Here is a 21,828-nt window from a genome sequence, read left to right on the forward strand (position 1 = left end):
CGCTCTTTTTATTGGTGAATATTCAGCTCAAGCTTGAAAAAGATCATTTTATAAAGAGTTATTAGATCGCCTTTCGATGATCCAACCAATCTTGATGAAGTTGCTCACTCGACCCTAAGTACTTCACCATCCATTCGATCAATTTATGGTTATCGTCTTTTCGCCACACCAAACAGCAATGACTCTGCGGGCTTGGTTCTGGCAGTATTTTCTCCACCAGCAAGCCTTGCTCGATAATAGGCGCGGCAATGTGCCTTGGCATGTAACCTACACCAACGCCATTTTTTAGACATTCAATCGCACTATACCAGTTAGGTAACAACAGTCGCCTTTGATTCGAAAAGTGTCCTGTGTGTCGCTTAGGCAGTACACTAGAAGTATCATCCAAACATATTGCTGGGTATTGGCTAACAAACGCTTCATTAAGGTTTTGCTCACGGACGCATGGGTGACTTGGCGACATCACAAATGCCCAATCTAAACGCCCCATATCCTTTACTTCGAAGTCGCCACCGACCGGAATCGCCGAAGTGGCTCCAATGACGACATCCGCCCTGCCCTGTGCAATGGCTTCCCAAGAACCATTAAACACTTCCATGTTGATCTGCAGCTCAGCGAACTCAAAGGTTTGATAAAACTCTTCAATCATCGGCTTCATCTTATCGAGCTTAACCACGTTATCGAGCGTTAGGCGCAAGGTTTTCTTCCAGCCACGCGCCGCTCGACGAGTCTGGGCACTGACCTCTTCCATCTGTCTTAGTAACGCACGTGCCTCTTCAATGAACAATTCACCTGCCGGTGTCAGCTCTACTTTTCTTGGTAAACGTCTGAAAAGTAGAACATCCAGTTCTTGCTCAACCTGCCTAACACCGTAGCTGATCGCTGATGGTACTTTGTGCAATTGTTCTGCAGCCGCAGTAAAACTGCCTAAGCGAGCAACCGTATCGAGCATTTCTAAAGAGGATTTAGAGAACATAAGCCTTCAAATTTTTTGATTGATAACCATATATTTTAGCGTTTTATTTTATCAGTTCTGAAAAATAGAATGTCAGCATAAACAAACAGGGACTTTAACCTCTGTATATCAAACAATTTTTTTGATGATAAAAACATCACTACCTTTAGTTTAATGGCATCTTATGAATATTTCTAAATTTCAATTGGTCTATCTTGCAGTTCTCTCAATGCTTGGTTTTATCGCGACTGATATGTACCTCCCTGCATTTAAGGCAATGGAGATTGATTTCGCAACTGGTCCAGAACAAATCGCACTGTCTCTAACCGTATTCCTTGGCGGTATGGCAATGGGTCAACTTCTTTGGGGTCTAGCGAGTGACAAGTATGGCCACCGAAATACACTGGCGGTTGGTCTTGTTATCTTTACTGCAGCGTCATTCGGCTTAGCATTCAGCACCGAGGTATGGCACCTACTGACACTACGATTCATTCAAGCAATCGGTGTATGTGCCCCAGCGGTAATCTGGCAAGCAATGGTTATCAAGCGCTACTCGCAAAGCAGTAGCCAGCAAATTTTTGCGACTATCATGCCTTTGGTAGCGCTATCTCCTGCACTAGCACCTCAGTTAGGTGTGTTGCTAGCAGACAGTTTTGGTTGGCACAGTATCTTTATCACATTGACGCTAATGGGCGCATTGTTGATCGCAACGACCATGGCTCAACCAAAAGAAGCGCCAGAAGTAAAACAAACATCGATCAAAACCGACATCAAAGCACTGCTTCATTCAAAGCCATACATGGGCAACGTATTGATGTTTGCATCGGCGTCAGCTGCGTTCTTCGCTTATCTAACGGGTATGCCAGAGATCATGGCTCAACTGGGTTATGAAGCAAAAGATATAGGCCTTAGCTTCATTCCACAGACAATTGCATTCATGGCTGGTGGTTATTTCGGTAAGCAAGCAGTGAAGAAGTACGGTGATGGTGTGGTACTAAGAAACCTTATCGGCTTGTTCAGCGTAGCGGCGATGCTTATCTTTATCGCATCACAGTGGGAACTGACATCAATCTGGCCTCTACTAGCACCTTTCTGTTTGATTGCTGTAGCAAATGGCGCACTTTACCCAATCGTGGTAAACCGTGCTCTATCAAGTGCCAAGCAAAGCCCAGCAACGGCGGCTGGTTTACAGAACAGCCTGCAAATCAGTATCAGTGGCCTATCAAGTGCCTTGGTGGCAGCAATGGCTAGCCAAGCATTGAGCGCAACAGGTATCGCAGTGGTAATTTGTTTAGGTGCATTGTGGGTTGGCTACATCATTTCAAACAAAGAGCTATCTGAACATTTCGCTACACCGGATAACTCTCGAGTGGTGACAGATGAGAAACAAGACTAGTTTCTAATCCAATCCCCAAAAAAAAGAGCGATATTATTCGCTCTTTTTCATATCTAGATAATCATGTTTATTACGAGACTATTTTTTCTTAACCGGACGTTGCCAGTTCGCGATCTTGCGCTCTTTAGCTCGGCTGATAACTAATTCATTTTCAGCAACATCACGAGTTACTGTAGAGCCAGCACCAACGGTAGCGCCGTTGCCAATAGTAACTGGTGCGATTAATTGGCTGTCTGAGCCAACAAATACGTCGTTGCCGATGATAGTCTTAAACTTATTAGCACCATCGTAGTTACAAGTAATTGCACCCGCACCTACGTTTACACGCTGACCAATTTCAGCATCGCCTAGATACGTTAAGTGGTTCGCTTTAGAACCTTCACCAAGGCGAGTGTTCTTCACTTCTACAAAGTTACCAACGTGCGAGTTATTACGCATGTCAGCACCAGGGCGTAGACGAGTGAAAGGACCAACCGTACAGTCTTCACCGACCGTTGCACCTTCAATTACGCTGTATGGACGAACGATGGTGTTGTCATCAATCTCACAGTCTTTCAATACACAACCCGTACCGATAACCACGTTGTCGCCGATGCTTACGCTGCCTTCGATGATAACGTTAGTATCAATCTCAACATCCATACCGCACTGCAATTCACCACGCAAATCGAAACGGCTTGGGTCGCGTAACATTACGCCTTGCTTCAATAGCTTATCAGCCTGCTCAGCTTGGTAAGCGCGCTCTAAACGAGCCAGTTGAGAGCGGTCGTTCACGCCTTCCACTTCAATAGGGCTTACCGGGTGTACTGCTTCAACGGCACGACCTTCATCGTGAGCTGCAGCAATAACGTCAGTCAGGTAGTATTCACCTTGTGCGTTATCGTTGCTTAGGCCTGACAACCAACGTTTCAGATCGCCACCAGTAGCAACCATAACGCCAGTATTGATCTCTTTGATAAGCTTCTGCTCATCCGTAGCGTCTTTTTGCTCAACGATAGCGACAACAGGACCGTTACGACGAATAATACGACCGTAGCCCATTGGGTTGTCCAACACGACCGTTAACAATGCAATACCACCGTTGGGTTGAGCGTCTAATAGATTTTCAATGGTTTCTGGAGAGATGAGAGGCACGTCGCCGTATAGCACAAGTACTTTTTCATCATCCGCGAAGTGCGCAGATGCTTGATCAACCGCATGACCAGTACCCAACTGCTCAGCTTGTAGTGCCCAGTTAACAGACTCTTCAGCTAAAACAGCTTTCATCTGATCACCACCGTGGCCGTAAACCAAGTTGATGTTTTGAGCGCCTAGCCCATTACAAGTGTCGATCACATGTTTCACCATTGGCTTGCCCGCAAGCGTATGCAGAACCTTTGGTGTGTTTGAATACATGCGAGTGCCTTTGCCCGCTGCGAGAATCACTGCGCTAAACTTCATTGTAAACCTATCCAACATTATTTTTATTAAGCCGATATTGTAACCGTTTTGGGTCTATAAATTAAATCTCAATCACACTAAACCATTATTAATACGTAAAACTGAACAATTTCGATGTATCAAAAATGCAAAAAGGCGACCCGTAGGTCGCCTTTATCTCAGAGCCAATAATCTTATAAAAGATTAACGGCGCTGCTTCGTCAGTTCGATAACTCGTAACTGAGCAATGGCTTTAGCCAGTTCACCGGCCGCTTGTGCGAAGTCCATGTCGCCATGCTGATTTTGGATATTCTCCACAGCCTTGCGCTTAGCTTCTTCCGCCTTTGCTGCGTCTAGTTCTTCACCACGGATAGCAGTATCAGCCAGTACAGTCGCTGTACCAGGTTGAACTTCTACCATACCACCAGAAACATAAATGATTTCTTCGTGGCCGTGCTGCTTAACAATACGCACCATACCAGGCTTGATAGCGGTCAGCAGTGGAGTGTGACCATGGAAAATACCAAGTTCACCTTCACTACCGGTCACCTGAAACGTTTCAACAAGACCAGAGAAAAGTTGTTTCTCTGCACTTACAACGTCTAGATGAAAGGTTATTGCTGCCATATCGCCTCCTAGTTAGCCTTATAGCTTCTTAGCATTCTCGATAGCTTCGTCAATTGCACCACAGTACATGAACGCTTGCTCTGGAATGTCATCGTATTCACCAGATAGAAGACCTTGGAAGCCACGTAGAGTCTCTTTAAGAGGTACGTAAACGCCTGGGTCACCTGTAAATACTTCCGCTACGTGGTAAGGCTGAGTTAGGAACTTCTCAATCTTACGAGCACGAGATACAACTTGCTTATCTTCTTCAGATAGCTCGTCCATACCTAGGATAGCAATGATATCTTTCAGCTCTTTATAGCGCTGAAGTGTAGACTGAACGCCACGAGCGATGTCGTAGTGCTCTTGTCCAACTACCAATGGATCCAGTTGACGTGAAGTAGAATCTAGCGGGTCGATCGCTGGGTATAGACCCATAGATGCGATATTACGGTTAAGTACTACCGTTGCATCCAAGTGAGCGAACGTTGTTGCTGGAGACGGGTCAGTCAAGTCATCCGCAGGTACATATACCGCCTGTACAGACGTGATAGAACCAGCTTTAGTTGACGTGATACGCTCTTGCAGAACACCCATTTCTTCAGCTAGTGTAGGTTGGTAACCTACCGCAGAAGGCATACGACCTAGAAGTGCTGATACTTCAGTACCTGCTAGTGTGTAACGGTAGATGTTATCAACGAACAGTAGAACGTCACGACCTTCGTCACGGAAGCGCTCTGCCATTGTTAGACCAGTCAGTGCAACACGTAGACGGTTACCTGGTGGCTCGTTCATCTGACCGTAAACCATCGCTACTTTTGATTCTTCAGGTTTTTCGATGTTTACAACACCTGCTTCCTGCATTTCAAAGTAGAAATCGTTACCTTCACGAGTACGCTCACCTACACCTGCAAATACAGATAGGCCTGAGTGTTGAAGTGCGATGTTGTTGATAAGTTCCATCATGTTAACGGTCTTACCTACACCAGCACCACCGAATAGACCGATTTTACCACCCTTAGCGAATGGACAAATCAAGTCGATTACTTTAACACCAGTTTCTAGAAGAGCTGTCTCGTTAGACTGCTCTTCGTAGCTTGGAGCTTCACGGTGAATGGCGTAATGCTCTTCAGCACCAATCTCGCCACACTCATCAATCGCGTCACCTAGGACATTCATGATACGACCCAATGTCTTAGTACCTACTGGTACTGAGATTGGAGCGCCAGTATTTTCAACTGTCAAACCACGACGTAAACCATCAGAGCTACCCATTACGATTGCGCGAACTACGCCACCGCCAAGTTGTTGCTGAACTTCAAGAACTAGACGTTCTTTCACTTCATTAACATTCAGAGCATCGTATACACGAGGTACTTCGCCCTGTGGGAACTCTACGTCGACTACCGCACCGATGATCTGTACGATCTTACCTGTAGCCATCGTTAATCCTCTAACTATTTAGTTTTACCTAAGCTTAAACCGCAGCTGCGCCTGAAACGATCTCAGAAAGTTCTTGTGTAATCGCCGATTGACGGGCTTTGTTATACACAAGTTCTAAGTCATCAATAATGTCACCAGCGTTATCTGTTGCTGATTTCATAGCAATCATTCGAGCTGCTTGCTCACAAGCAAGATTCTCGACCACACCTTGGTACACTTGAGATTCGACATAACGAACCAATAGTGCATCTAGTAGTGGTTTTGGCTCGGGCTCATAAATGTAGTCCCAAGAATGACTGCGTTTCATTTCTTCGCTATCTGATTTAGGCAAAGGAAGTAATTGATCGATCGTTGGTTCTTGAACCATAGTGTTTTCAAACTTGTTGAACACTACGAACAGGCGATCTAATTCGCCTTCATCATATTTCTTCAGCATAACGCTTACAGAGCCAATCAAGTCTTCAAGGCTTGGACGATCGCCCAGACCAGAAACTTGAGCTGCTACTTTCGCGCCGCTGTTGTTGAAAAATGCTGTTGCTTTAGAACCTACAATTGCAAGCTCTACATCAGCACCTTTCTCAGACCAATCCTTCATGTCGTTCATGGCTTTCTTGAACAAGTTAATGTTCAAACCACCACAAAGACCACGGTCTGTAGAAACGATGATGTAACCAACACGTTTGGCTTCACGTTCCTCAAGATAAGGATGCTTATACTCGAGGCTACCATTAGCCAAATGACCGATCACTTTACGCATTGTTTCTGCATATGGACGAGTAGCTTCCATTGCGTCTTGAGAACGACGCATTTTTGAAGCTGCTACCATTTCCATTGCTTTCGTAATCTTCTGTGTGCTTTTAACACTACCGATTTTATTACGTATCTCTTTTGCGCCGGCCATCGTTACTCTCCGTTAATGGTATGAGGTGGCCCTAAGACCACCTACCAATTACCAGGTCTGGGTTGCCTTGAAATCGTCAACAAGCTTCTTCAGCTCAGCTTCGATTTCTTTATTGAAAGCACCCGTTGTGTCGATCTGTGTTGCTAGATCGGCATATTGACCACGAGCAAACGACAGTAAAGCAGCTTCAAAATCTAGAACTTTTGACAGTTCAACATCTTGAAGGTATCCACGCTCTGCAGCGAAGATTACTAGAGCTTGGTCAAATACAGACATAGGAGCGTATTGCTTCTGCTTCATCAGTTCTGTAACTTTTTGACCGTGGTCTAGTTGCTTCTTAGTCGCTTCATCAAGATCCGATGAGAATTGTGCAAATGCAGCAAGTTCACGGTATTGAGCTAGAGCAGTACGGATACCGCCAGATAGCTTCTTGATGATTTTAGTCTGCGCCGAACCACCTACACGAGAAACTGAGATACCTGGGTCAACAGCTGGACGTACGCCGGCGTTGAATAGCTCAGTTTGTAGGAAGATCTGACCATCAGTAATCGAGATTACGTTCGTTGGTACGAATGCAGATACGTCACCAGCTTGCGTTTCGATGATAGGAAGAGCAGTTAAAGAACCAGTCTTGCCTGTCACTTCACCGTTAGTGAATTTTTCTACGTATGCTTCGCTTACACGAGCAGCACGCTCTAGTAGACGAGAGTGAAGGTAGAAAACATCACCTGGGAACGCTTCACGACCTGGTGGACGCTTAAGTAGTAGCGAGATTTGACGGTAAGCTACAGCTTGCTTAGATAGGTCATCATAAACAATCAGTGCATCTTCACCGCGATCACGGAAGTATTCGCCCATCGCACAACCAGCATACGGTGCAAGGTATTGCAGCGCTGCAGATTCAGAAGCCGATGCAACAACAACAACAGTGTTTGCTAGTGCGCCGTGCTCTTCTAGTTTGCGAACTACGTTAGCAATAGTCGACGCTTTTTGGCCGATAGCTACGTAGATAGAGAAAATACCAGAATCTTTTTGGTTAATAATCGCATCGATCGCCATTGCTGTTTTACCAGTCTGACGGTCACCGATTACTAGTTCACGTTGACCACGACCGATAGGGATCATTGAGTCAACAGACTTGTAACCAGTTTGAACAGGTTGATCTACCGATTTACGGTCGATTACACCTGGTGCGATAATTTCTACAGGCGAAGTCAATTTAGCTTCGATTGGACCTTTACCATCAATTGGCTCACCTAGCGTGTTTACAACACGACCAAGCATTTCAGGACCTACTGGTACTTCTAGAATACGACCAGTACCTGTAACTTTCATGCCTTCCTGTAGGTCAGCATACGGGCCCATTACAACAGCACCAACCGAATCACGGTTCAAGTTCAGTGCTAGAGCGTAACGGCCACCCGGTAGTTCGATCATTTCACCTTGCATCACGTCCGCTAGGCCGTGGATGCTAAGGATGCCATCGCTTACAGAAACGATAGTACCTTCATTGCGAGCTTCACTAACAACGTCGAAAGATTCAATACGTTGTTTAATTAGATCGCTAATTTCAGTGGAATTAAGTTGCATGCTCCAATCCCCATTAAGACTGCAATGCATCGCTCAGGCGGTCTAAACGACTGCGCGCTGAGTTATCGATGACTAGGTCTCCGGCTCGAATAATAACTCCACTAAGTAGAGTCTCATCTATACTGCAATTCAGCTGAACTTTGCGCGCAAGGCGCAGTTCCAATTTGCTGATAATGCTTGTGCGTTGTTCTTCAGAAAGTTCAACAGCTGAAGTAACTTCAACGTCGATCTCTTTCTCATACTCTTTTTTGAGTATAAAGAACTCTTTACAAACATCAGGAAAAGCCATTAAGCGGCCATTCTCTGCCATCACTTTAATTAAGTTCTGGCCGAATTCATCAAATTGTTCGCCACAAATTACAATGAATACTTCAGCTAATTTTTCAGCAGTCATAGAACCGCTTAATAAATTGTGAACATCATCATTTTGTGCCACTTCGGCAGCAAAAGTAAGCATTTGACCCCATTGGTCTAGCTCACCTTTATCTACCGCAAAGTCAAACGCTGCTTTAGCATAGGGGCGTGCGATTGTAGTCAAATCAGACATATACAGCCCCTTGCTTTAAAGTTTTGCAGTAATGTTGTTAAGAAGATCATCGTGTACATCTTTATCGATTGTACGCTCAAGGATTTTCTCAGCACCAGCTATAGCCAGAGTTGCGACTTGTTTGCGCAGGTCATCACGGGCACGTGTACGCTCTGCTTCAATTTCTGCTTCAGCTTGCGCTAAGATTTTCTGGCGTTCTGCCTGAGCTTCTTCGCGTGCTTCATCAATAATTTGAGCTTTACGTTTGTTTGCCTGATCAATAACCTCAGTTGCAGTGCGCTTTGCTTCTTTCATTTGCTCAGAAGCGTTGGCTTGTGCCAGGTTCAAGTCTTTAGCAGCGCGTTCAGCGGCTACAAGACCGTCAGCAATTTTTTTCTGACGTTCTTCAATTGCTTGCATGATTGGTGGCCATACATATTTCATGCAGAACCAAACAAACAGTGAAAAAGCAATTGCTTGACCTAGCAGAGTTGCGTTCATATTCACAACAGCTACCCCTCGTTAAGAATCAACTACAAAAATTTAATTAACTATTAAAGAGTTAATTAGCCTGCTAGTTGACCAACAAATGGGTTAGCAAACGTGAATAGTAGTGCGATTACGATACCGATCATTGGAACAGCATCCAGTAGACCAGCGATGATGAACATCTTAACTTGTAGCATTGGAGCCATTTCAGGTTGACGCGCAGCGCCTTCTAGGAATTTACCACCAAGAATAGCAAAACCAATTGCAGTACCTACGGCACAAAGACCAACAATAATAGCAACAGCGATTGCTGAAAAACTTAGTACAGTTTCCATTTACGTTCTCCGATTAACATTAATAGTTAGAATAAAGCTTAAAAATTTTTTAGTGATCACTATCTTCATGAGCCATTGATAAGTAAACGATTGTCAACATCATGAAAACAAACGCTTGAATCAATATAACTAAGATATGGAAGATAGCCCAAGGTAGTGCACCTACCCATTGTAAGTACCACGGTAGCATTGCCGCGATAAGAATAAACACCACCTCACCCGCAAACATATTACCAAATAAACGCATACCTAGAGATAGTGGCTTCGCTAATAACGAAATTACCTCAAGTACCAAGTTAAATGGGATCATGATTGGGTGATTAAATGGATGCAGTGCCAATTCTTTAGCAAATCCGCCTAGGCCTTTCACTTTGATGCTGTAGTAGATCATCAGAGCAAAAACACCCAAAGCCATTGCCATGGTTATATTTACATCAGCTGTAGGAACCACTTTCAAGTAAGGGATACCTAGCCAATGCTCTGCAGGATATGGTAAGAAATCGATAGGCACTAAGTCCATCAAGTTCATAATGATAATCCAGCAGAATATAGTCAGTGCTAGTGGGGCAATCAGAGGGTTGCGACCATGGAAAGTTTCTTTAACGTTGTCGCCAACGAATTCCACTACCATTTCAACAAAACACTGAAGCTTACCAGGTACACCTACTGTTGCTTTCTTAGCGACTGAGCGAAAAACCCAAAGGAATAACATCCCTGTCAACACCGAAAAAAACAGACTGTCTATATGTACGTTCCAGAAACTTGTCTCCTCTACAAGACCAAACTTAGCTAAAGAAAGGTTTTGTAAATGGTGTTCAATGTATCCGGATGCTGTTGGCGCAGCCATAACTCATCCTATTTTTTATTGTTAATGAAAAGCACTGGCGCAAAGATATTAATACCTAGAACCAGTAAATAGGTCAGTTTGAGGGGAATTAATTCCACCTGCATATACATGTAGACAATAGAGAATAGTAGAACTGTGATAAGGATCTTTAGTGCTTCGCCTGCGTAAAACGACGCCGCAACTAACTTAGTTGCGCGAGCTCCACAAAATAGGAAAGCACACACACAAAAAACCACATTCGCGATGACAAAAATACCGCCACCAACCAATGCAGCAAAACCCCAATCAGGATTAACAGCTAAACCTAACCCTATCGCCACTAATATAACCGCGCTAAGCTCGATCAATAACATTTGCTTTGCAAGCACTCGTCCTGGTCTTGCTAACGCCGCTACCATGTATTCGTTCCTCTTTAAGCCCACTTTACCACTCGCTTAAAAGCGTGCTGAGAAATTGGCGAAAATTATACGTTCAGCCAAATTGATTGCAATAAGAATGCAGCAATCATTTACATTTCTGTATACAAACCGACAACTTTTGTAAGAAATTACTTGTTTATTTCATAATTGACCTAAATCAATTATCTCATTTAGTACTCTAGTTTAGCAATAAGTTGCTCTAATTTGTGAGGCTCATCAAGAGTAATTGTCACTTTTGACTTACCGCTAACAGAACGAGTAACTGAAACGTTTGCTTGCAATTTTTCCGTGAGTCTTCGTGAAAGTTCGATGGCCTCAGTGTCTTCGGGCTTCGATTCAGCTTCAACGTCTGGTTTTAAGCACTTTTTGACAAGTTGCTCAGTTTGACGCACGGTCATTTTTTTGGTTGCTGCAGTATTCGCTGCCTCAACCTGGGTAACACCTTCAAGCGCAAGCAGTGCTCTAGCATGCCCCATTTCTAGTTGTTTACTGGAAACTAAACCTTTTACTTCATTTTCGAGCTGATTTAGACGTAATAAGTTACTAACGGTAGCTCTGGATTTACCAATCACATCGGCGACCTGCTGATGTGTCAGTGAAAACTCGTTCTGCAAGCGCTCTAGCGCTTGTGATTCTTCGATAACATTCAGATCTTCACGTTGAATGTTCTCGATCAATGCCATCGCAATCGCGGCCTTGTCTTCTACTCTCTTGATCAAGCATGGAACTTGTTTAAGACCAGCTTGACGAGCCGCTCTCCAACGACGTTCACCAGCAATAATCTCAAATTGGTCGTGCGCTAAAGGGCGTACAACGATCGGTTGGATAATGCCTTGAGATTGGATAGATACCGCTAACTCTTCTAGCGCTTCCGGCGCAATATCCTTACGCGGTTGATATACACCTGGCTTTAAGCAACCGACAGCAAGTTCGATGAGCTCACCATCAGCCGATAACGCTTGACTATGAGAAGCTACTTGTTGTTTTTCACGAGCCAGAGAGCTAGTTGCAAGCAATGCATCTAGCCCCTTTCCTAAACCGCGCTTAGACATTGAGCGAATTCCTTTGGTTAGACCTATACTGGGACTTCTTCACGACGCAACATTTCGCCTGCAAGAGCAAGATATGCCTTCGCTCCTGCGGAATATTTGTCGTAGTACATTGCTGGCTTGCCATGACTAGGCGCTTCTGCCAGACGCACATTTCTAGGGATAACAGTTCGGTAGACTTTGCTACCAAAATGTTTTTTGAGTTGATCAGATACTTCGTTCGATAAGCGGTTACGAGGATCGTACATAGTACGTAGAAGACCTTCGATCTTAAGATTCTCGTTTACTACCGCAGCGAGTTTACTGATGGTATCCATCAACGCAGTCAAACCTTCCAATGCAAAATATTCACATTGCATCGGAACCAATACGGAATCAGCCGCAGCCATCGCATTGATTGTAAGCAGGTTTAAAGAAGGTGGGCAATCGATAAAGATGAAATCATAGTTATCGCGAACTGATGCGAGCGCGTTCTTAAGACGAACTTCACGAGCAAACACTTCCATTAATTTGATTTCTGCCGCAGTCACATCACCGTTTGCGGCGATGAGGTCATAATTGCCAGATGTACTCCGACAAACTACCTCATCAAATGGGGTGTCTTCAACCAACAAATCGTAAGCAGTTGCTTCAACCTGATACTTGTCGACACCGCTCGCCATAGTGGCATTACCTTGAGGATCGAGGTCAACAACCAATATCTTGCGTTTTGTTGCCGCCATTGATGCTGCCAAATTAATGCAAGTTGTTGTTTTTCCTACGCCACCTTTCTGGTTGGCAATTGCTACTATTTTACCCACTATGGCCTCGCTGATTATCCCTGACGCGATAAAGTAACTAGATGACGCTCTCCATCAAGCTCTGGTACTTGCAAAGCTTTAATGTCTGTCACTGAACACCATTCAGGTAACAGATCAATTTCGTCTCTAGGATGTTGTCCTTTAAGAGCCAAAAATACACCGGATTGCTCTTTAGGTAAATGGTGACACCACTCTACCATGTCTGTCATTGACGCAAACGCACGACTGAGCACTGCATCAAACTTTTCTTCAGGTTGAAATTCTTCAACGCGACTTTGAACCGGTACTACGTTGTCGATACCCAGCTCATGAATCACCTGCTTGATGAAACGAATACGCTTACCTAAGCTATCTAACAAGTAAAACTCACGGTCAGGGTTCATGATTGAGAGCGGAATCCCAGGAAGACCAGGGCCGGTACCGACATCAATAAAGCGCTTGCCTTGTAAGTGAATGCTAACAATGATGCTATCTAAGATATGTTTCACCATCATTTCTTGCGGGTCACGAACAGACGTTAAATTATAGGCCTTGTTCCATTTATTGAGTAACTCAACGTAGCCCACTAATTGGCTACGTTGTTTTTCCGATACTTCAAGTTCAGTCTGGCCAATCAGGTGATCCAGTTTTTCGCGCAATACGCTCATTATGCTTCCTCACCTTTTTTCAACAGGCCATGCTTTTTCAGATAAACCAACAAAATCGAGATTGCAGCAGGTGTAATACCAGAGATACGCGATGCAATACCGATCGAGTCAGGTTTAGCGGTAGTTAGTTTTAGAACCACTTCATTAGAAAGCCCTTTTACCTTGCTGTAGTCGATGTCAGCCGGCAGTTTGGTGTTTTCATGACGCAGTGATTTTTCAATTTCATCTTGTTGACGCTGGATATAACCATCGTACTTTACTTGGATCTCAACTTGCTCAGACGCTTGTTGATCTTCCAGTGCCGGACCAAAACGATCCAATGCAGTTAGCTGTGAATAAGTCATTTCAGGGCGACGAAGAAGATCTTCACCGCTCGCTTCACGAGACATTGGTGTTTTAAGAATTTGGTTCAGTTGATCAATATCTTCAGATTTAGGATTAATCCACGTTTCTTTCAGACGTTGACGCTCTCTCTCCATGTTTTCTACTTTCTCATTGAATCGAGCCCAACGAGCGTCATCCACCAAGCCAAGTTCACGTGATTTTTCCGTCAAACGGATATCAGCGTTGTCTTCACGAAGGAGCAAACGGTATTCCGCGCGAGACGTAAACATACGGTAAGGTTCTTTGGTGCCCATCGTCGATAAGTCATCGATAAGAACGCCCATGTAAGCTTGATCGCGACGCGGGCTCCAGCCTTCTTTGCCTTGAGTAAACAAACTTGCATTGAGACCTGCCATCAAGCCTTGTGCAGCTGCTTCTTCGTAGCCAGTGGTACCGTTGATTTGACCCGCAAAGAATAGACCTTTAATAAACTTAGTTTCGTAAGTCAGCTTAAGGTCGCGAGGATCAAAGAAATCGTACTCAATCGCATAGCCAGGGCGAACGATATGAGCATTTTCAAAGCCCTTCATCGAACGAACAATTTGAACCTGTACATCAAACGGTAGGCTGGTAGAGATACCATTCGGGTATAGCTCATGAGTCGTTAGACCCTCAGGTTCGATAAAAATTTGGTGACTGTTCTTATCAGCAAAACGCATCACTTTGTCTTCAATCGAAGGACAGTAGCGAGGGCCAATACCTTCAATCACACCCGCGTACATTGGGCTGCGATCTAGGTTAGCGCGAATAACGTCATGCGTATTTTCATTGGTATGCGTGATATAACATGGAATTTGACGAGGCTGTTGAGTTCGGCTACCCATGAACGAGAAAACAGGCGTCGGGTTATCACCGTGCTGAACCTCAAGCTCAGAAAAATCAACGCTACGCGCATCGATACGAGGGGGTGTACCTGTTTTCAGGCGATCAACTCGGAATGGAAGATCACGAAGACGGTCAGCAAGTGCGATCGATGGTGGATCACCGGCTCGACCACCAGAAGAACTTTCCATACCAATATGGATCTTTCCGCCTAGGAAGGTGCCAACAGTCAGTACCACAGCATCAGCGCGGAACTTAAGGCCCATCTGCGTCACCACACCAACCACTTGATCTTGTTCAACGATCAAATCATCAACCGATTGTTGGAACAAAGTTAGGTTTGGTGTGTTTTCAAGAGTATTTCGAACAAAAGCTTTGTAAAGTGCGCGGTCAGCTTGTGCACGAGTCGCACGAACTGCAGGGCCTTTTGATGCGTTCAATGTTCTGAACTGAATACCTGCATGATCAATAGCTTGCGCCATTAATCCACCCATTGCATCGACCTCTTTAACCAAATGGCCCTTACCGATCCCGCCAATAGCTGGGTTGCAAGACATTTGTCCTAACGTATCGATATTATGAGTAAGTAATAACGTACTTTGACCAGTACGTGCAGATGCGAGTGCGGCTTCCGTTCCTGCATGGCCACCACCAACAACGATGACGTCAAATTTTTCGTGATAAAGCATGAACCAACCTCAGGTATTCAAATGTTTTCTAGACAGATAAAAAGGAGCGATATTCTACCTGTTTTCATAGCTTGAGAAAACGTTTTTGGAATTTTTCGAAAAAGCAGTTTTTAATTAATATAGATAAGATCTTTAAAGAGATCTTTTATTAGATCTATTATTAGGATCGAGGGTGTCTGTGGATAAGTCAAAAATGATCAACAAGATCATGGATCTTTTTTGGATCAAACCATGTGATCTAACTTTGATCATGATGAGGATTAGCTGGGATCAAAATGGCTACTTATTCACAGGGAGAAATTAGTCTAAAACTTGTTATTTGGATAACTATAGGTTAATCACCGTATATGTATGATCTTATCCACAGAAGAAATTGAAAATAAATGGATAGTTTTTAATTTTTTTGGAAAAAAGTTATTCACAATCACGATATTCAGAGGCAAAAAAAGCGGCATAAGCCGCTTTTTGGGATATAGGAGAGTTTAAAACTGGTCACTATGATCGTTAAACCATGCTTCTGCAGCGTCTTCAGGTACCGGAGTTTCCAGTACATCGATGGTAAAACAGTCAGAAATAGGGTGGGCACCGAGCTCTTTCAGCAAGCTGTGGACTGATTTTCCCGCCAAACAGAAGGTATCGTAACTTGAATCCCCAAGCGCTACGACAGCAAAGCGAATCTGACTTAAATCTGGTGATTGCTGGGTCAATGCGTCGATAAACGGCTTAATATTATCTGGAAACTCGCCAGCACCATGAGTTGAAGTCACTAACAACCAAAAGCCTTGTTGGGGAATGTCATCGTATTCCGGCTGGTTATGAAGGGTTATCTCTTGACCTTGCTCTTCAAGAAGATCATTAAGGTGATCGCCAACGTACTCAGCACCACCTAAGGTACTGCCTGTAATAATGTGGATCATTAAACTGTCCTTACTAAAGAAAAGGCCAGCATAAGCCGGCCTTTAAAGATTATTTGCCAATACAGAATGAAGAGAAGATGCGACCTAATAAGTCATCTGAACTAAATTCACCCGTGATCTCATTAAGATGTTGCTGAGTGATTCGAAGCTCTTCTGCCAAGATCTCTCCGGCCATATAACCTTCAAGCTGTTGTTGGCCGATGTCCAAGTGCTCTGATGCACGTTCTAAGGCGTCTAAGTGACGACGACGTGCCATGAAACCGCCCTCATTCCCACCAGCAAACCCCATGCACTCTTTAAGGTGGCTGCGCAATGCGTCGACCCCTTCGCCTGTTTTCGCTGATAAGCGAATTAGAGTGGGATCGTTAACGTGGCAAATACCTAGTTCTTCACTGGTTTGATCCGCTTTATTTCGGATCACTGTCATACCGATATTATTTGGTAGTCGATCAACGAAATCTGGCCAGATATCTTGCGGGTCAGTTGCGTCTGTTGTGGTGCCATCGACCATAAATAAAACTCGGTCTGCCTGAGCAATTTCTTCCCAAGCTCGTTCAATACCAATTTTTTCTACTTCATCTGAAGCATCACGCAGGCCTGCGGTATCAATAATATGCAGTGGCATACCATCAATATGGATATGTTCACGCAATACATCACGTGTGGTGCCGGCAATATCGGTCACAATCGCAGATTCTTTGCCAGACAGCGCATTCAATAGGCTCGATTTACCGGCATTTGGGCGACCTGCAATCACGACCTTCATGCCTTCACGCATGATCGCACCTTGATTCGCTTCTTGGCGTACAGCTTCGAGGTTATCGATGATAGCCTGTAAGTCAGTACTGACTTTACCGTCAGCAAGAAAATCAATTTCTTCTTCTGGGAAATCGATCGCTGCTTCAACGTAGATTCTTAAGTAAATAAGAGAATCTACAAGCGTATTAATGCGTTTAGAGAATTCGCCTTGTAGCGATTGAAGCGCCGATTTTGCTGCTTCTTCTGAACTGGCATCAATTAAGTCAGCAATGGCTTCGGCTTGAGTTAAATCCATCTTATCGTTCAAGAAGGCACGTTCTGAAAACTCACCTGGACGCGCTGCACGTACGCCTGAAATGGCTAGGATGCGTTTGATTAGCATATCCATAACCACTGGGCCGCCGTGGCCTTGCAACTCTAATACGTCTTCGCCAGTAAACGAGTGCGGGTTAGGGAAGTAAAGCGCGATGCCTTGATCGAGTTCGATGCCATCGTCAGATTTAAACGGCAGGTACTCCGCATAGCGAGGCTTGAGTGTTTTGCCTGTTACTTCTAATGCAACCTGAGTGGCCAGTGGGCCGGAAACGCGGATAATACCTACGCCACCACGGCCAGGCGCGGTCGCTTGAGCAACAATCGTATCTGTAGTCATAGTTGTGCCTGCTAGCATGTGAAAGCCACAATGGGGCGTTCACGATTAATCAATTAGCTGAATTGTAATCAGCTAAAAACAAAAAGGCGACCTTTTGGTCGCCTTTCTTTATCTCTTTCTGTTATCGAACTTACTTAGAATGTAAGCCTTTCTTTTCCAGCGCGCGATAGATAAGCGTTTGCTGAATCAGAGTTACGATGTTCGATACTAGCCAGTAAAGAACCAGACCTGAAGGGAAGAACAGGAAGAAGAATGTGAACATAACCGGCATAAAGGTCATGATCTTCTGCTGCATCGGATCCGTTACAGTTGTCGGGCTCATCTTCTGGATTAGGAACATTGAAGCACCCATCAGAAGTGGCAAAATGTAGTATGGGTCTTGTGCTGAAAGGTCAGTAATCCAACCGAAGAACGGTGAATGACGCAGTTCAACTGACTCCATTAGTGCCCAGTATAGTGAAATGAAGATAGGCATTTGTAGAAGGATAGGTAAACAGCCACCCAGTGGGTTTACTTTTTCTTTCTTGTAAAGCTCCATCATTTCTTGGCTCATGCGTTGACGGTCGTCGCCAATACGCTCACGCATTGCAGTCAGCTTAGGCTGAAGCATACGCATTTTCGCCATAGACGTGTACTGAGCTTTCGTTAGTGGGTACATAGCACCACGAACGATGAACGTTAGACAGATGATTGCCAGACCCCAGTTCACAACGATGCCTTGAATGAACGAAAGCAGAGTATGAAGTGGTTTAGCAATGAACCATAACCAACCGTAGTCAACTACTAGGTCTAGGTTTGGTGCAACAGCAGCCATTTGGTCTTGAAGTTTAGGACCAACCCAAAGCGTTGCTTTAAAGCTTGCTTCGTCGCCAGTAGCAATGGTTTTGTTCGGCATGCGAACACCGATGTCGCCAAGGTTACCAATGACACGAGTGTAAAGGTTGCTGCCTGCTTCGTCGCGTGGAATCCATGCACTTGCAAAGTAGTGCTGAATCATCGCTGCCCAACCTTGACCATTTGCTAGGTTAAGAGACAGGTTGCGATCTTGCATGTCGTCGAAGCTGTATTTTTTATAGCGTGTATCTTCCGTAGAGTAAGCACCACCACGGTAAGTTGGCATTGTTAGGCTACCACCGTCGTCCATAACGTTCTGACGTAGGTGAGCGTACATGCCGAATGTCGCGTTGTTACCAGAGTTGTTTACTACATCGTATTCAACATCCATTGCGTAGCTACCACGCTTAAGGACGAATGTTTTCGTGTACTCAAGGCCGTTCGCTTGGTAAGTCATCGGGATGCGTAGTTCATCCTGACCATCAGCAAGTGTGAAGCTATCTGCTGAAACTGTGTAGCTAGGGCGGTTTGTGCTGCTTAGGTCGATACCTTGAGGACCCACTAGACCGCTTTGAGCGATAAATTGGTGACCTGGTTCGTTCTTAAGAAGAACAAAAGTATCTTCAGAATCGAACTCTGCAGAGTAATCATTTAGATTTGCTTTAACGACATCACCACCAACCGTATCAATTGACAGAGTCAGTACATCAGTTGTTACTGTGATAGTTTTTGCAGAAGCAACTTGGCCCGGAGCTGGGTCTAGATCATCTGCATAAGATGGCGCTGGTAGGGTGCTGCCAGATTGTGCCTGCTCAATCGCTTGTGGAGCCGGGTTCTTAGCTACATTCCATTGTTGGAAAAGTAGGAAAGAAACCAAAGCCAATGCGATTAACAGGATATTACGTTGAGAATCCATCGTTATTTATCTCTGTCTTGTTTTTGGACTGGTGGAACGGGGTCAAAGCCCCCTTCGTTCAAAGGATGGCATTTTAATAGACGTTTGCCTGATAACCAACACCCTTTTACAAAACCGTGAGCTTTCAACGCTTCTATCGCATATAAAGAGCAGGTTGGAGTAAATCGGCAGCGTGGGCCGATGAGTGGACTAATAAACCATCTATAAAAATAGATGGGTATTAGCGCTATCCACGCGAAGGGCGAGACAGGCGAAGCCATAATTTGTCGAGTAGCTTGAACATTTCTTCATTGCTTAAATCTTGCGCGCTCTTTTTAGCGATTACAACATAATCTTTGTTAGGAAGTTTGTGTTGAATGTTACGAAAGCTTTCACGAGTAAGACGCTTGAATCGGTTACGACCCACGGCGGTTTTAATCTGTTTTTTCGGAACGGCTAATCCAAGGCGAGGATTTGAAAGAGAGTTATTTCGGGCAATGATGGTGAAATGAGGGGAGCCAGCTCGATGAGCTTGCTTGAAGACATTCTGATAATGTTCGGGAGTTAACAAGCGTAACTCCCGACCGAAGGCTAGCTTATTCAAAATAATCAAAGATTACTTAGAAAGACGCTTACGGCCTTTTGCACGACGTGCATTGATTGTTGCGCGACCGTTCTTAGTAGCCATGCGAGCACGGAAACCGTGAGTACGCTTACGCTTTAGAACTGTAGGTTGAAAAGTGCGTTTCATTGTAATTACCTTACTGATCAGTAGTTTTAGGTTTTTGTTAAACCCGGCGTGGGCATTTTTTCTCTTCTTTATATAAGAAAGGAAAACCGACGCCTCTCAACAAAGAGGCGGAATTGTAATCACTGTCACAAAAAGTGTCAATGATTGGGTTAACTAAAATTCCGGTCGGGGGATTATACGTAGAATAACTAAAATCACAAGGATCCTTAGTCGATCCCAACCTTATTTAAGAATTTTTTTAATTTTGGATCCTGTGGATTACCAAAAATATCCTGTGGAGATCCCTGCTCGACAATGTGGCCATCGGCCATGAAGATCACTCGGTCTGCGACCTCTCTAGCGAACTGCATTTCATGGGTAACCACCAGCATAGTTTGATGCTGATTTGCTAATTTTTTCATGAGGTTAAGTACTTCACCAACCCATTCAGGATCGAGCGCTGAAGTAGGCTCATCGAACAACAAAAGCTCTGGTTGAAGGGCCATTGCTCGGCCGATCCCAACGCGTTGTTGTTGACCTCCAGAAAGCGCAGCAGGGTAGCTATCTGCTTTTTCTCCTAGACCAATATCATCGAGTATTTGTTGCGCTTTTTCATGGGCTTGCTTCTTTTTCCAACCTCGAACGGTAATCAAACCTTCAGCAATATTCTGCTTTGCAGTTTGGTGAGCAAATAACGCATAGTTTTGGAATACAAAACCGGTCTTACGGCGCAGTGCCAGCACCTCTGCTTTGGTATGTTTCTTAGCATCAACCTTGATATCGTCAATCGAAATCGTACCTTGATCGGCTTGCTCGAGAAAATTTACGCAACGTAGCAGTGTGGACTTACCTGTTCCACTCGAACCTATGATGACAATTATCTCACCTTGTTTGATTTCAAGGTCGATCCCTTTCAATACTTCGGTGTCACCAAACTGCTTGTGGATATTTTGTAATTTGATCATCGTACATACGCCTTATTCAGTTTCACTTCGGCCCAAATTTGAATACGAGTGAGGATAACGACCACGCCCCAATAAATCAGCGCTACAGCTAAGAAAGCCTCGAAGAAGCGGAAACTTGAAGACGCTTCCATCTGAGCTTTGGCCATGATTTCGGCTACACCTAGGGTGAATGCAAGTGAAGTCGATTTGATCATGTCGATGAAGTAGTTCATCAATGAAGGCAATGCCACGCGAGTTGCTTGCGGTAAGACGACTCGTCGCATTGCTTGGCTAGTTGTCATGCCTACAGACAAACTGGCTTCCATTTGGCTGCGATCAATACCAATAATCGCGGCACGAATACTCTCTGCCATATAAGCGGCAAAGTGAAGGGTTAAACCAATCACGGCCGCGCCAAACGCATCGAGTCCAACCATCCACGGAAATACCTGCGGTAGGCCGTAGTATAGAAGGAACAACTGTACTAGCAGCGGAGTTCCGCGAAAGAAGCTAATATACAGCTGACTCAGTTGATCGAGCACTGGGATTTTGAATACACGAATATTTGCCAATATCAAAGACAGGATAAGAGCAAAGAACAAACCCCAGGTCGCCATCTCCATGGTTGTGCCAAGATACTTCAGCAGTATTGGCAGTAGCTCTAGCATGTAATTAAAGTCAAATCCCATAATCTATCTCGTATTTTTATTGGAAGTGTTGTTTGGAAATACTGTTATATCAGGCTTTTTAATCTGAACTCAAAAGCAAAAAGCCCACCGC

At 44.5% G+C, this 21,828-nt stretch carries 24 protein-coding genes; 1 reads left to right on the forward strand and 23 read right to left on the reverse strand.

The window, feature by feature from the left end; all coding sequences use genetic code 11:
- Positions 1-61: 61 nt before the first annotated feature.
- Complete coding sequence (punR, locus tag SJY39_RS20930) at positions 62-976, reverse strand: DNA-binding transcriptional activator PunR (RefSeq protein ID WP_010433246.1); 915 nt, start codon at positions 974-976, stop codon at positions 62-64.
- 163 nt (positions 977-1,139) lie between these two features.
- Between punR and punC the strand changes: the two genes are divergently transcribed.
- Positions 1,140-2,351: a purine nucleoside transporter PunC gene (punC, locus tag SJY39_RS20935; RefSeq protein WP_010433243.1), complete on the forward strand. Its 1,212-nt coding sequence runs from the start codon at positions 1,140-1,142 to the stop codon at positions 2,349-2,351.
- A gap of 78 nt (positions 2,352-2,429) precedes the next feature.
- Here the strand turns inward: punC and glmU are convergent, their stop codons facing one another.
- The 22 genes from glmU to SJY39_RS21045 form a co-directional block, all read right to left on the reverse strand.
- The gene (glmU, locus tag SJY39_RS20940; protein ID WP_010433241.1) at positions 2,430-3,791 is read right to left on the reverse strand and encodes a bifunctional UDP-N-acetylglucosamine diphosphorylase/glucosamine-1-phosphate N-acetyltransferase GlmU; all 1,362 of its coding nucleotides are present in this window, start codon (positions 3,789-3,791) and stop codon (positions 2,430-2,432) included.
- A gap of 183 nt (positions 3,792-3,974) precedes the next feature.
- Positions 3,975-4,397, reverse strand: a complete 423-nt coding sequence (locus SJY39_RS20945) for a F0F1 ATP synthase subunit epsilon (protein WP_010433239.1) — start codon at positions 4,395-4,397, stop codon at positions 3,975-3,977.
- A gap of 18 nt (positions 4,398-4,415) precedes the next feature.
- On the reverse strand, positions 4,416-5,819 hold the full coding sequence (gene atpD, locus SJY39_RS20950; protein ID WP_009848119.1) for a F0F1 ATP synthase subunit beta: 1,404 nt from the start codon (positions 5,817-5,819) through the stop codon (positions 4,416-4,418).
- Between the two features lie 34 nt (positions 5,820-5,853).
- Positions 5,854-6,720 carry a F0F1 ATP synthase subunit gamma gene (atpG, locus tag SJY39_RS20955; protein ID WP_009848120.1) on the reverse strand — a complete coding sequence of 289 codons (867 nt, stop codon included), beginning with the start codon at positions 6,718-6,720 and terminating at the stop codon, positions 5,854-5,856.
- Between the two features lie 48 nt (positions 6,721-6,768).
- Entirely contained in the window at positions 6,769-8,310 is a 1,542-nt protein-coding gene (atpA, locus tag SJY39_RS20960) for a F0F1 ATP synthase subunit alpha (RefSeq protein ID WP_010433235.1), read from the reverse strand.
- Positions 8,311-8,323: 13 nt separating this feature from the next.
- Positions 8,324-8,857, reverse strand: coding sequence for a F0F1 ATP synthase subunit delta (gene atpH, locus SJY39_RS20965; protein ID WP_010433233.1), 534 nt, complete (start codon positions 8,855-8,857; stop codon positions 8,324-8,326).
- A gap of 15 nt (positions 8,858-8,872) precedes the next feature.
- Entirely contained in the window at positions 8,873-9,343 is a 471-nt protein-coding gene (gene atpF, locus SJY39_RS20970; RefSeq protein ID WP_010433231.1) for a F0F1 ATP synthase subunit B, read from the reverse strand.
- Positions 9,344-9,402: 59 nt separating this feature from the next.
- Complete coding sequence (atpE, locus tag SJY39_RS20975; protein ID WP_004411110.1) at positions 9,403-9,660, reverse strand: F0F1 ATP synthase subunit C; 258 nt, start codon at positions 9,658-9,660, stop codon at positions 9,403-9,405.
- A 49-nt stretch (positions 9,661-9,709) separates the two neighbouring features.
- On the reverse strand, positions 9,710-10,507 hold the full coding sequence (gene atpB / locus SJY39_RS20980; RefSeq protein ID WP_009848124.1) for a F0F1 ATP synthase subunit A: 798 nt from the start codon (positions 10,505-10,507) through the stop codon (positions 9,710-9,712).
- Positions 10,508-10,515: 8 nt separating this feature from the next.
- Complete coding sequence (locus tag SJY39_RS20985; RefSeq protein ID WP_010433210.1) at positions 10,516-10,905, reverse strand: F0F1 ATP synthase subunit I; 390 nt, start codon at positions 10,903-10,905, stop codon at positions 10,516-10,518.
- A 191-nt stretch (positions 10,906-11,096) separates the two neighbouring features.
- A complete protein-coding gene (locus SJY39_RS20990) occupies positions 11,097-11,978 on the reverse strand; it encodes a ParB/RepB/Spo0J family partition protein (protein WP_010433208.1) in 882 nt (293 codons plus the stop codon).
- Positions 11,979-12,001: 23 nt separating this feature from the next.
- Complete coding sequence (locus SJY39_RS20995; RefSeq protein WP_010433205.1) at positions 12,002-12,775, reverse strand: ParA family protein; 774 nt, start codon at positions 12,773-12,775, stop codon at positions 12,002-12,004.
- Between the two features lie 14 nt (positions 12,776-12,789).
- Positions 12,790-13,422: a 16S rRNA (guanine(527)-N(7))-methyltransferase RsmG gene (gene rsmG / locus SJY39_RS21000; RefSeq protein WP_016793478.1), complete on the reverse strand. Its 633-nt coding sequence runs from the start codon at positions 13,420-13,422 to the stop codon at positions 12,790-12,792.
- Complete coding sequence (gene mnmG / locus SJY39_RS21005) at positions 13,422-15,317, reverse strand: tRNA uridine-5-carboxymethylaminomethyl(34) synthesis enzyme MnmG (protein ID WP_016793479.1); 1,896 nt, start codon at positions 15,315-15,317, stop codon at positions 13,422-13,424. Before mnmG ends, rsmG begins: the two co-directional genes overlap by 1 nt.
- Positions 15,318-15,799: 482 nt before the next feature.
- The gene (gene mioC, locus SJY39_RS21010) at positions 15,800-16,234 is read right to left on the reverse strand and encodes an FMN-binding protein MioC (protein WP_010433198.1); all 435 of its coding nucleotides are present in this window, start codon (positions 16,232-16,234) and stop codon (positions 15,800-15,802) included.
- A 49-nt stretch (positions 16,235-16,283) separates the two neighbouring features.
- A complete protein-coding gene (gene mnmE / locus SJY39_RS21015) occupies positions 16,284-17,645 on the reverse strand; it encodes a tRNA uridine-5-carboxymethylaminomethyl(34) synthesis GTPase MnmE (protein ID WP_029203056.1) in 1,362 nt (453 codons plus the stop codon).
- A gap of 130 nt (positions 17,646-17,775) precedes the next feature.
- On the reverse strand, positions 17,776-19,395 hold the full coding sequence (gene yidC / locus SJY39_RS21020) for a membrane protein insertase YidC (RefSeq protein WP_010433191.1): 1,620 nt from the start codon (positions 19,393-19,395) through the stop codon (positions 17,776-17,778).
- A 2-nt stretch (positions 19,396-19,397) separates the two neighbouring features.
- Positions 19,398-19,655, reverse strand: coding sequence for a membrane protein insertion efficiency factor YidD (yidD, locus tag SJY39_RS21025; protein ID WP_004735802.1), 258 nt, complete (start codon positions 19,653-19,655; stop codon positions 19,398-19,400).
- A complete protein-coding gene (rnpA, locus tag SJY39_RS21030; protein ID WP_016767542.1) occupies positions 19,622-19,945 on the reverse strand; it encodes a ribonuclease P protein component in 324 nt (107 codons plus the stop codon). Before rnpA ends, yidD begins: the two co-directional genes overlap by 34 nt.
- Positions 19,946-19,990: 45 nt before the next feature.
- Positions 19,991-20,125, reverse strand: coding sequence for a 50S ribosomal protein L34 (gene rpmH / locus SJY39_RS21035; protein ID WP_004735800.1), 135 nt, complete (start codon positions 20,123-20,125; stop codon positions 19,991-19,993).
- A 206-nt stretch (positions 20,126-20,331) separates the two neighbouring features.
- On the reverse strand, positions 20,332-21,069 hold the full coding sequence (locus tag SJY39_RS21040) for an amino acid ABC transporter ATP-binding protein (protein ID WP_010433180.1): 738 nt from the start codon (positions 21,067-21,069) through the stop codon (positions 20,332-20,334).
- Positions 21,066-21,737, reverse strand: coding sequence for an amino acid ABC transporter permease (locus tag SJY39_RS21045; RefSeq protein WP_010433176.1), 672 nt, complete (start codon positions 21,735-21,737; stop codon positions 21,066-21,068). Before SJY39_RS21045 ends, SJY39_RS21040 begins: the two co-directional genes overlap by 4 nt.
- Positions 21,738-21,828 lie beyond the last annotated feature (91 nt).

It is taken from the genome of Vibrio sp. R78045 (assembly GCF_042466085.1).
GTDB lineage: Bacteria > Pseudomonadota > Gammaproteobacteria > Enterobacterales > Vibrionaceae > Vibrio > Vibrio cyclitrophicus.

Bases quoted from the DNA above. Each gene is read 5' to 3' on its own strand.
- punR (WP_010433246.1), bottom strand. From the start codon at position 976: ATGTTCTCTAAATCCTCTTTAGAAATGCTCGATACGGTTGCTCGCTTA.
- punC (WP_010433243.1), top strand. From the start codon at position 1,140: ATGAATATTTCTAAATTTCAATTGGTCTATCTTGCAGTTCTCTCAATG.
- glmU (WP_010433241.1), bottom strand. From the start codon at position 3,791: ATGAAGTTTAGCGCAGTGATTCTCGCAGCGGGCAAAGGCACTCGCATG.
- SJY39_RS20945 (WP_010433239.1), bottom strand. From the start codon at position 4,397: ATGGCAGCAATAACCTTTCATCTAGACGTTGTAAGTGCAGAGAAACAA.
- atpD (WP_009848119.1), bottom strand. From the start codon at position 5,819: ATGGCTACAGGTAAGATCGTACAGATCATCGGTGCGGTAGTCGACGTA.
- atpG (WP_009848120.1), bottom strand. From the start codon at position 6,720: ATGGCCGGCGCAAAAGAGATACGTAATAAAATCGGTAGTGTTAAAAGC.
- atpA (WP_010433235.1), bottom strand. From the start codon at position 8,310: ATGCAACTTAATTCCACTGAAATTAGCGATCTAATTAAACAACGTATT.
- atpH (WP_010433233.1), bottom strand. From the start codon at position 8,857: ATGTCTGATTTGACTACAATCGCACGCCCCTATGCTAAAGCAGCGTTT.
- atpE (WP_004411110.1), bottom strand. From the start codon at position 9,660: ATGGAAACTGTACTAAGTTTTTCAGCAATCGCTGTTGCTATTATTGTT.
- atpB (WP_009848124.1), bottom strand. From the start codon at position 10,507: ATGGCTGCGCCAACAGCATCCGGATACATTGAACACCATTTACAAAAC.
- SJY39_RS20985 (WP_010433210.1), bottom strand. From the start codon at position 10,905: ATGGTAGCGGCGTTAGCAAGACCAGGACGAGTGCTTGCAAAGCAAATG.
- SJY39_RS20990 (WP_010433208.1), bottom strand. From the start codon at position 11,978: ATGTCTAAGCGCGGTTTAGGAAAGGGGCTAGATGCATTGCTTGCAACT.
- rsmG (WP_016793478.1), bottom strand. From the start codon at position 13,422: ATGAGCGTATTGCGCGAAAAACTGGATCACCTGATTGGCCAGACTGAA.
- mnmG (WP_016793479.1), bottom strand. From the start codon at position 15,317: ATGCTTTATCACGAAAAATTTGACGTCATCGTTGTTGGTGGTGGCCAT.
- mioC (WP_010433198.1), bottom strand. From the start codon at position 16,234: ATGATCCACATTATTACAGGCAGTACCTTAGGTGGTGCTGAGTACGTT.
- mnmE (WP_029203056.1), bottom strand. From the start codon at position 17,645: ATGACTACAGATACGATTGTTGCTCAAGCGACCGCGCCTGGCCGTGGT.
- yidC (WP_010433191.1), bottom strand. From the start codon at position 19,395: ATGGATTCTCAACGTAATATCCTGTTAATCGCATTGGCTTTGGTTTCT.
- yidD (WP_004735802.1), bottom strand. From the start codon at position 19,655: ATGGCTTCGCCTGTCTCGCCCTTCGCGTGGATAGCGCTAATACCCATC.
- rpmH (WP_004735800.1), bottom strand. From the start codon at position 20,125: ATGAAACGCACTTTTCAACCTACAGTTCTAAAGCGTAAGCGTACTCAC.
- SJY39_RS21040 (WP_010433180.1), bottom strand. From the start codon at position 21,069: ATGATCAAATTACAAAATATCCACAAGCAGTTTGGTGACACCGAAGTA.
- SJY39_RS21045 (WP_010433176.1), bottom strand. From the start codon at position 21,737: ATGGGATTTGACTTTAATTACATGCTAGAGCTACTGCCAATACTGCTG.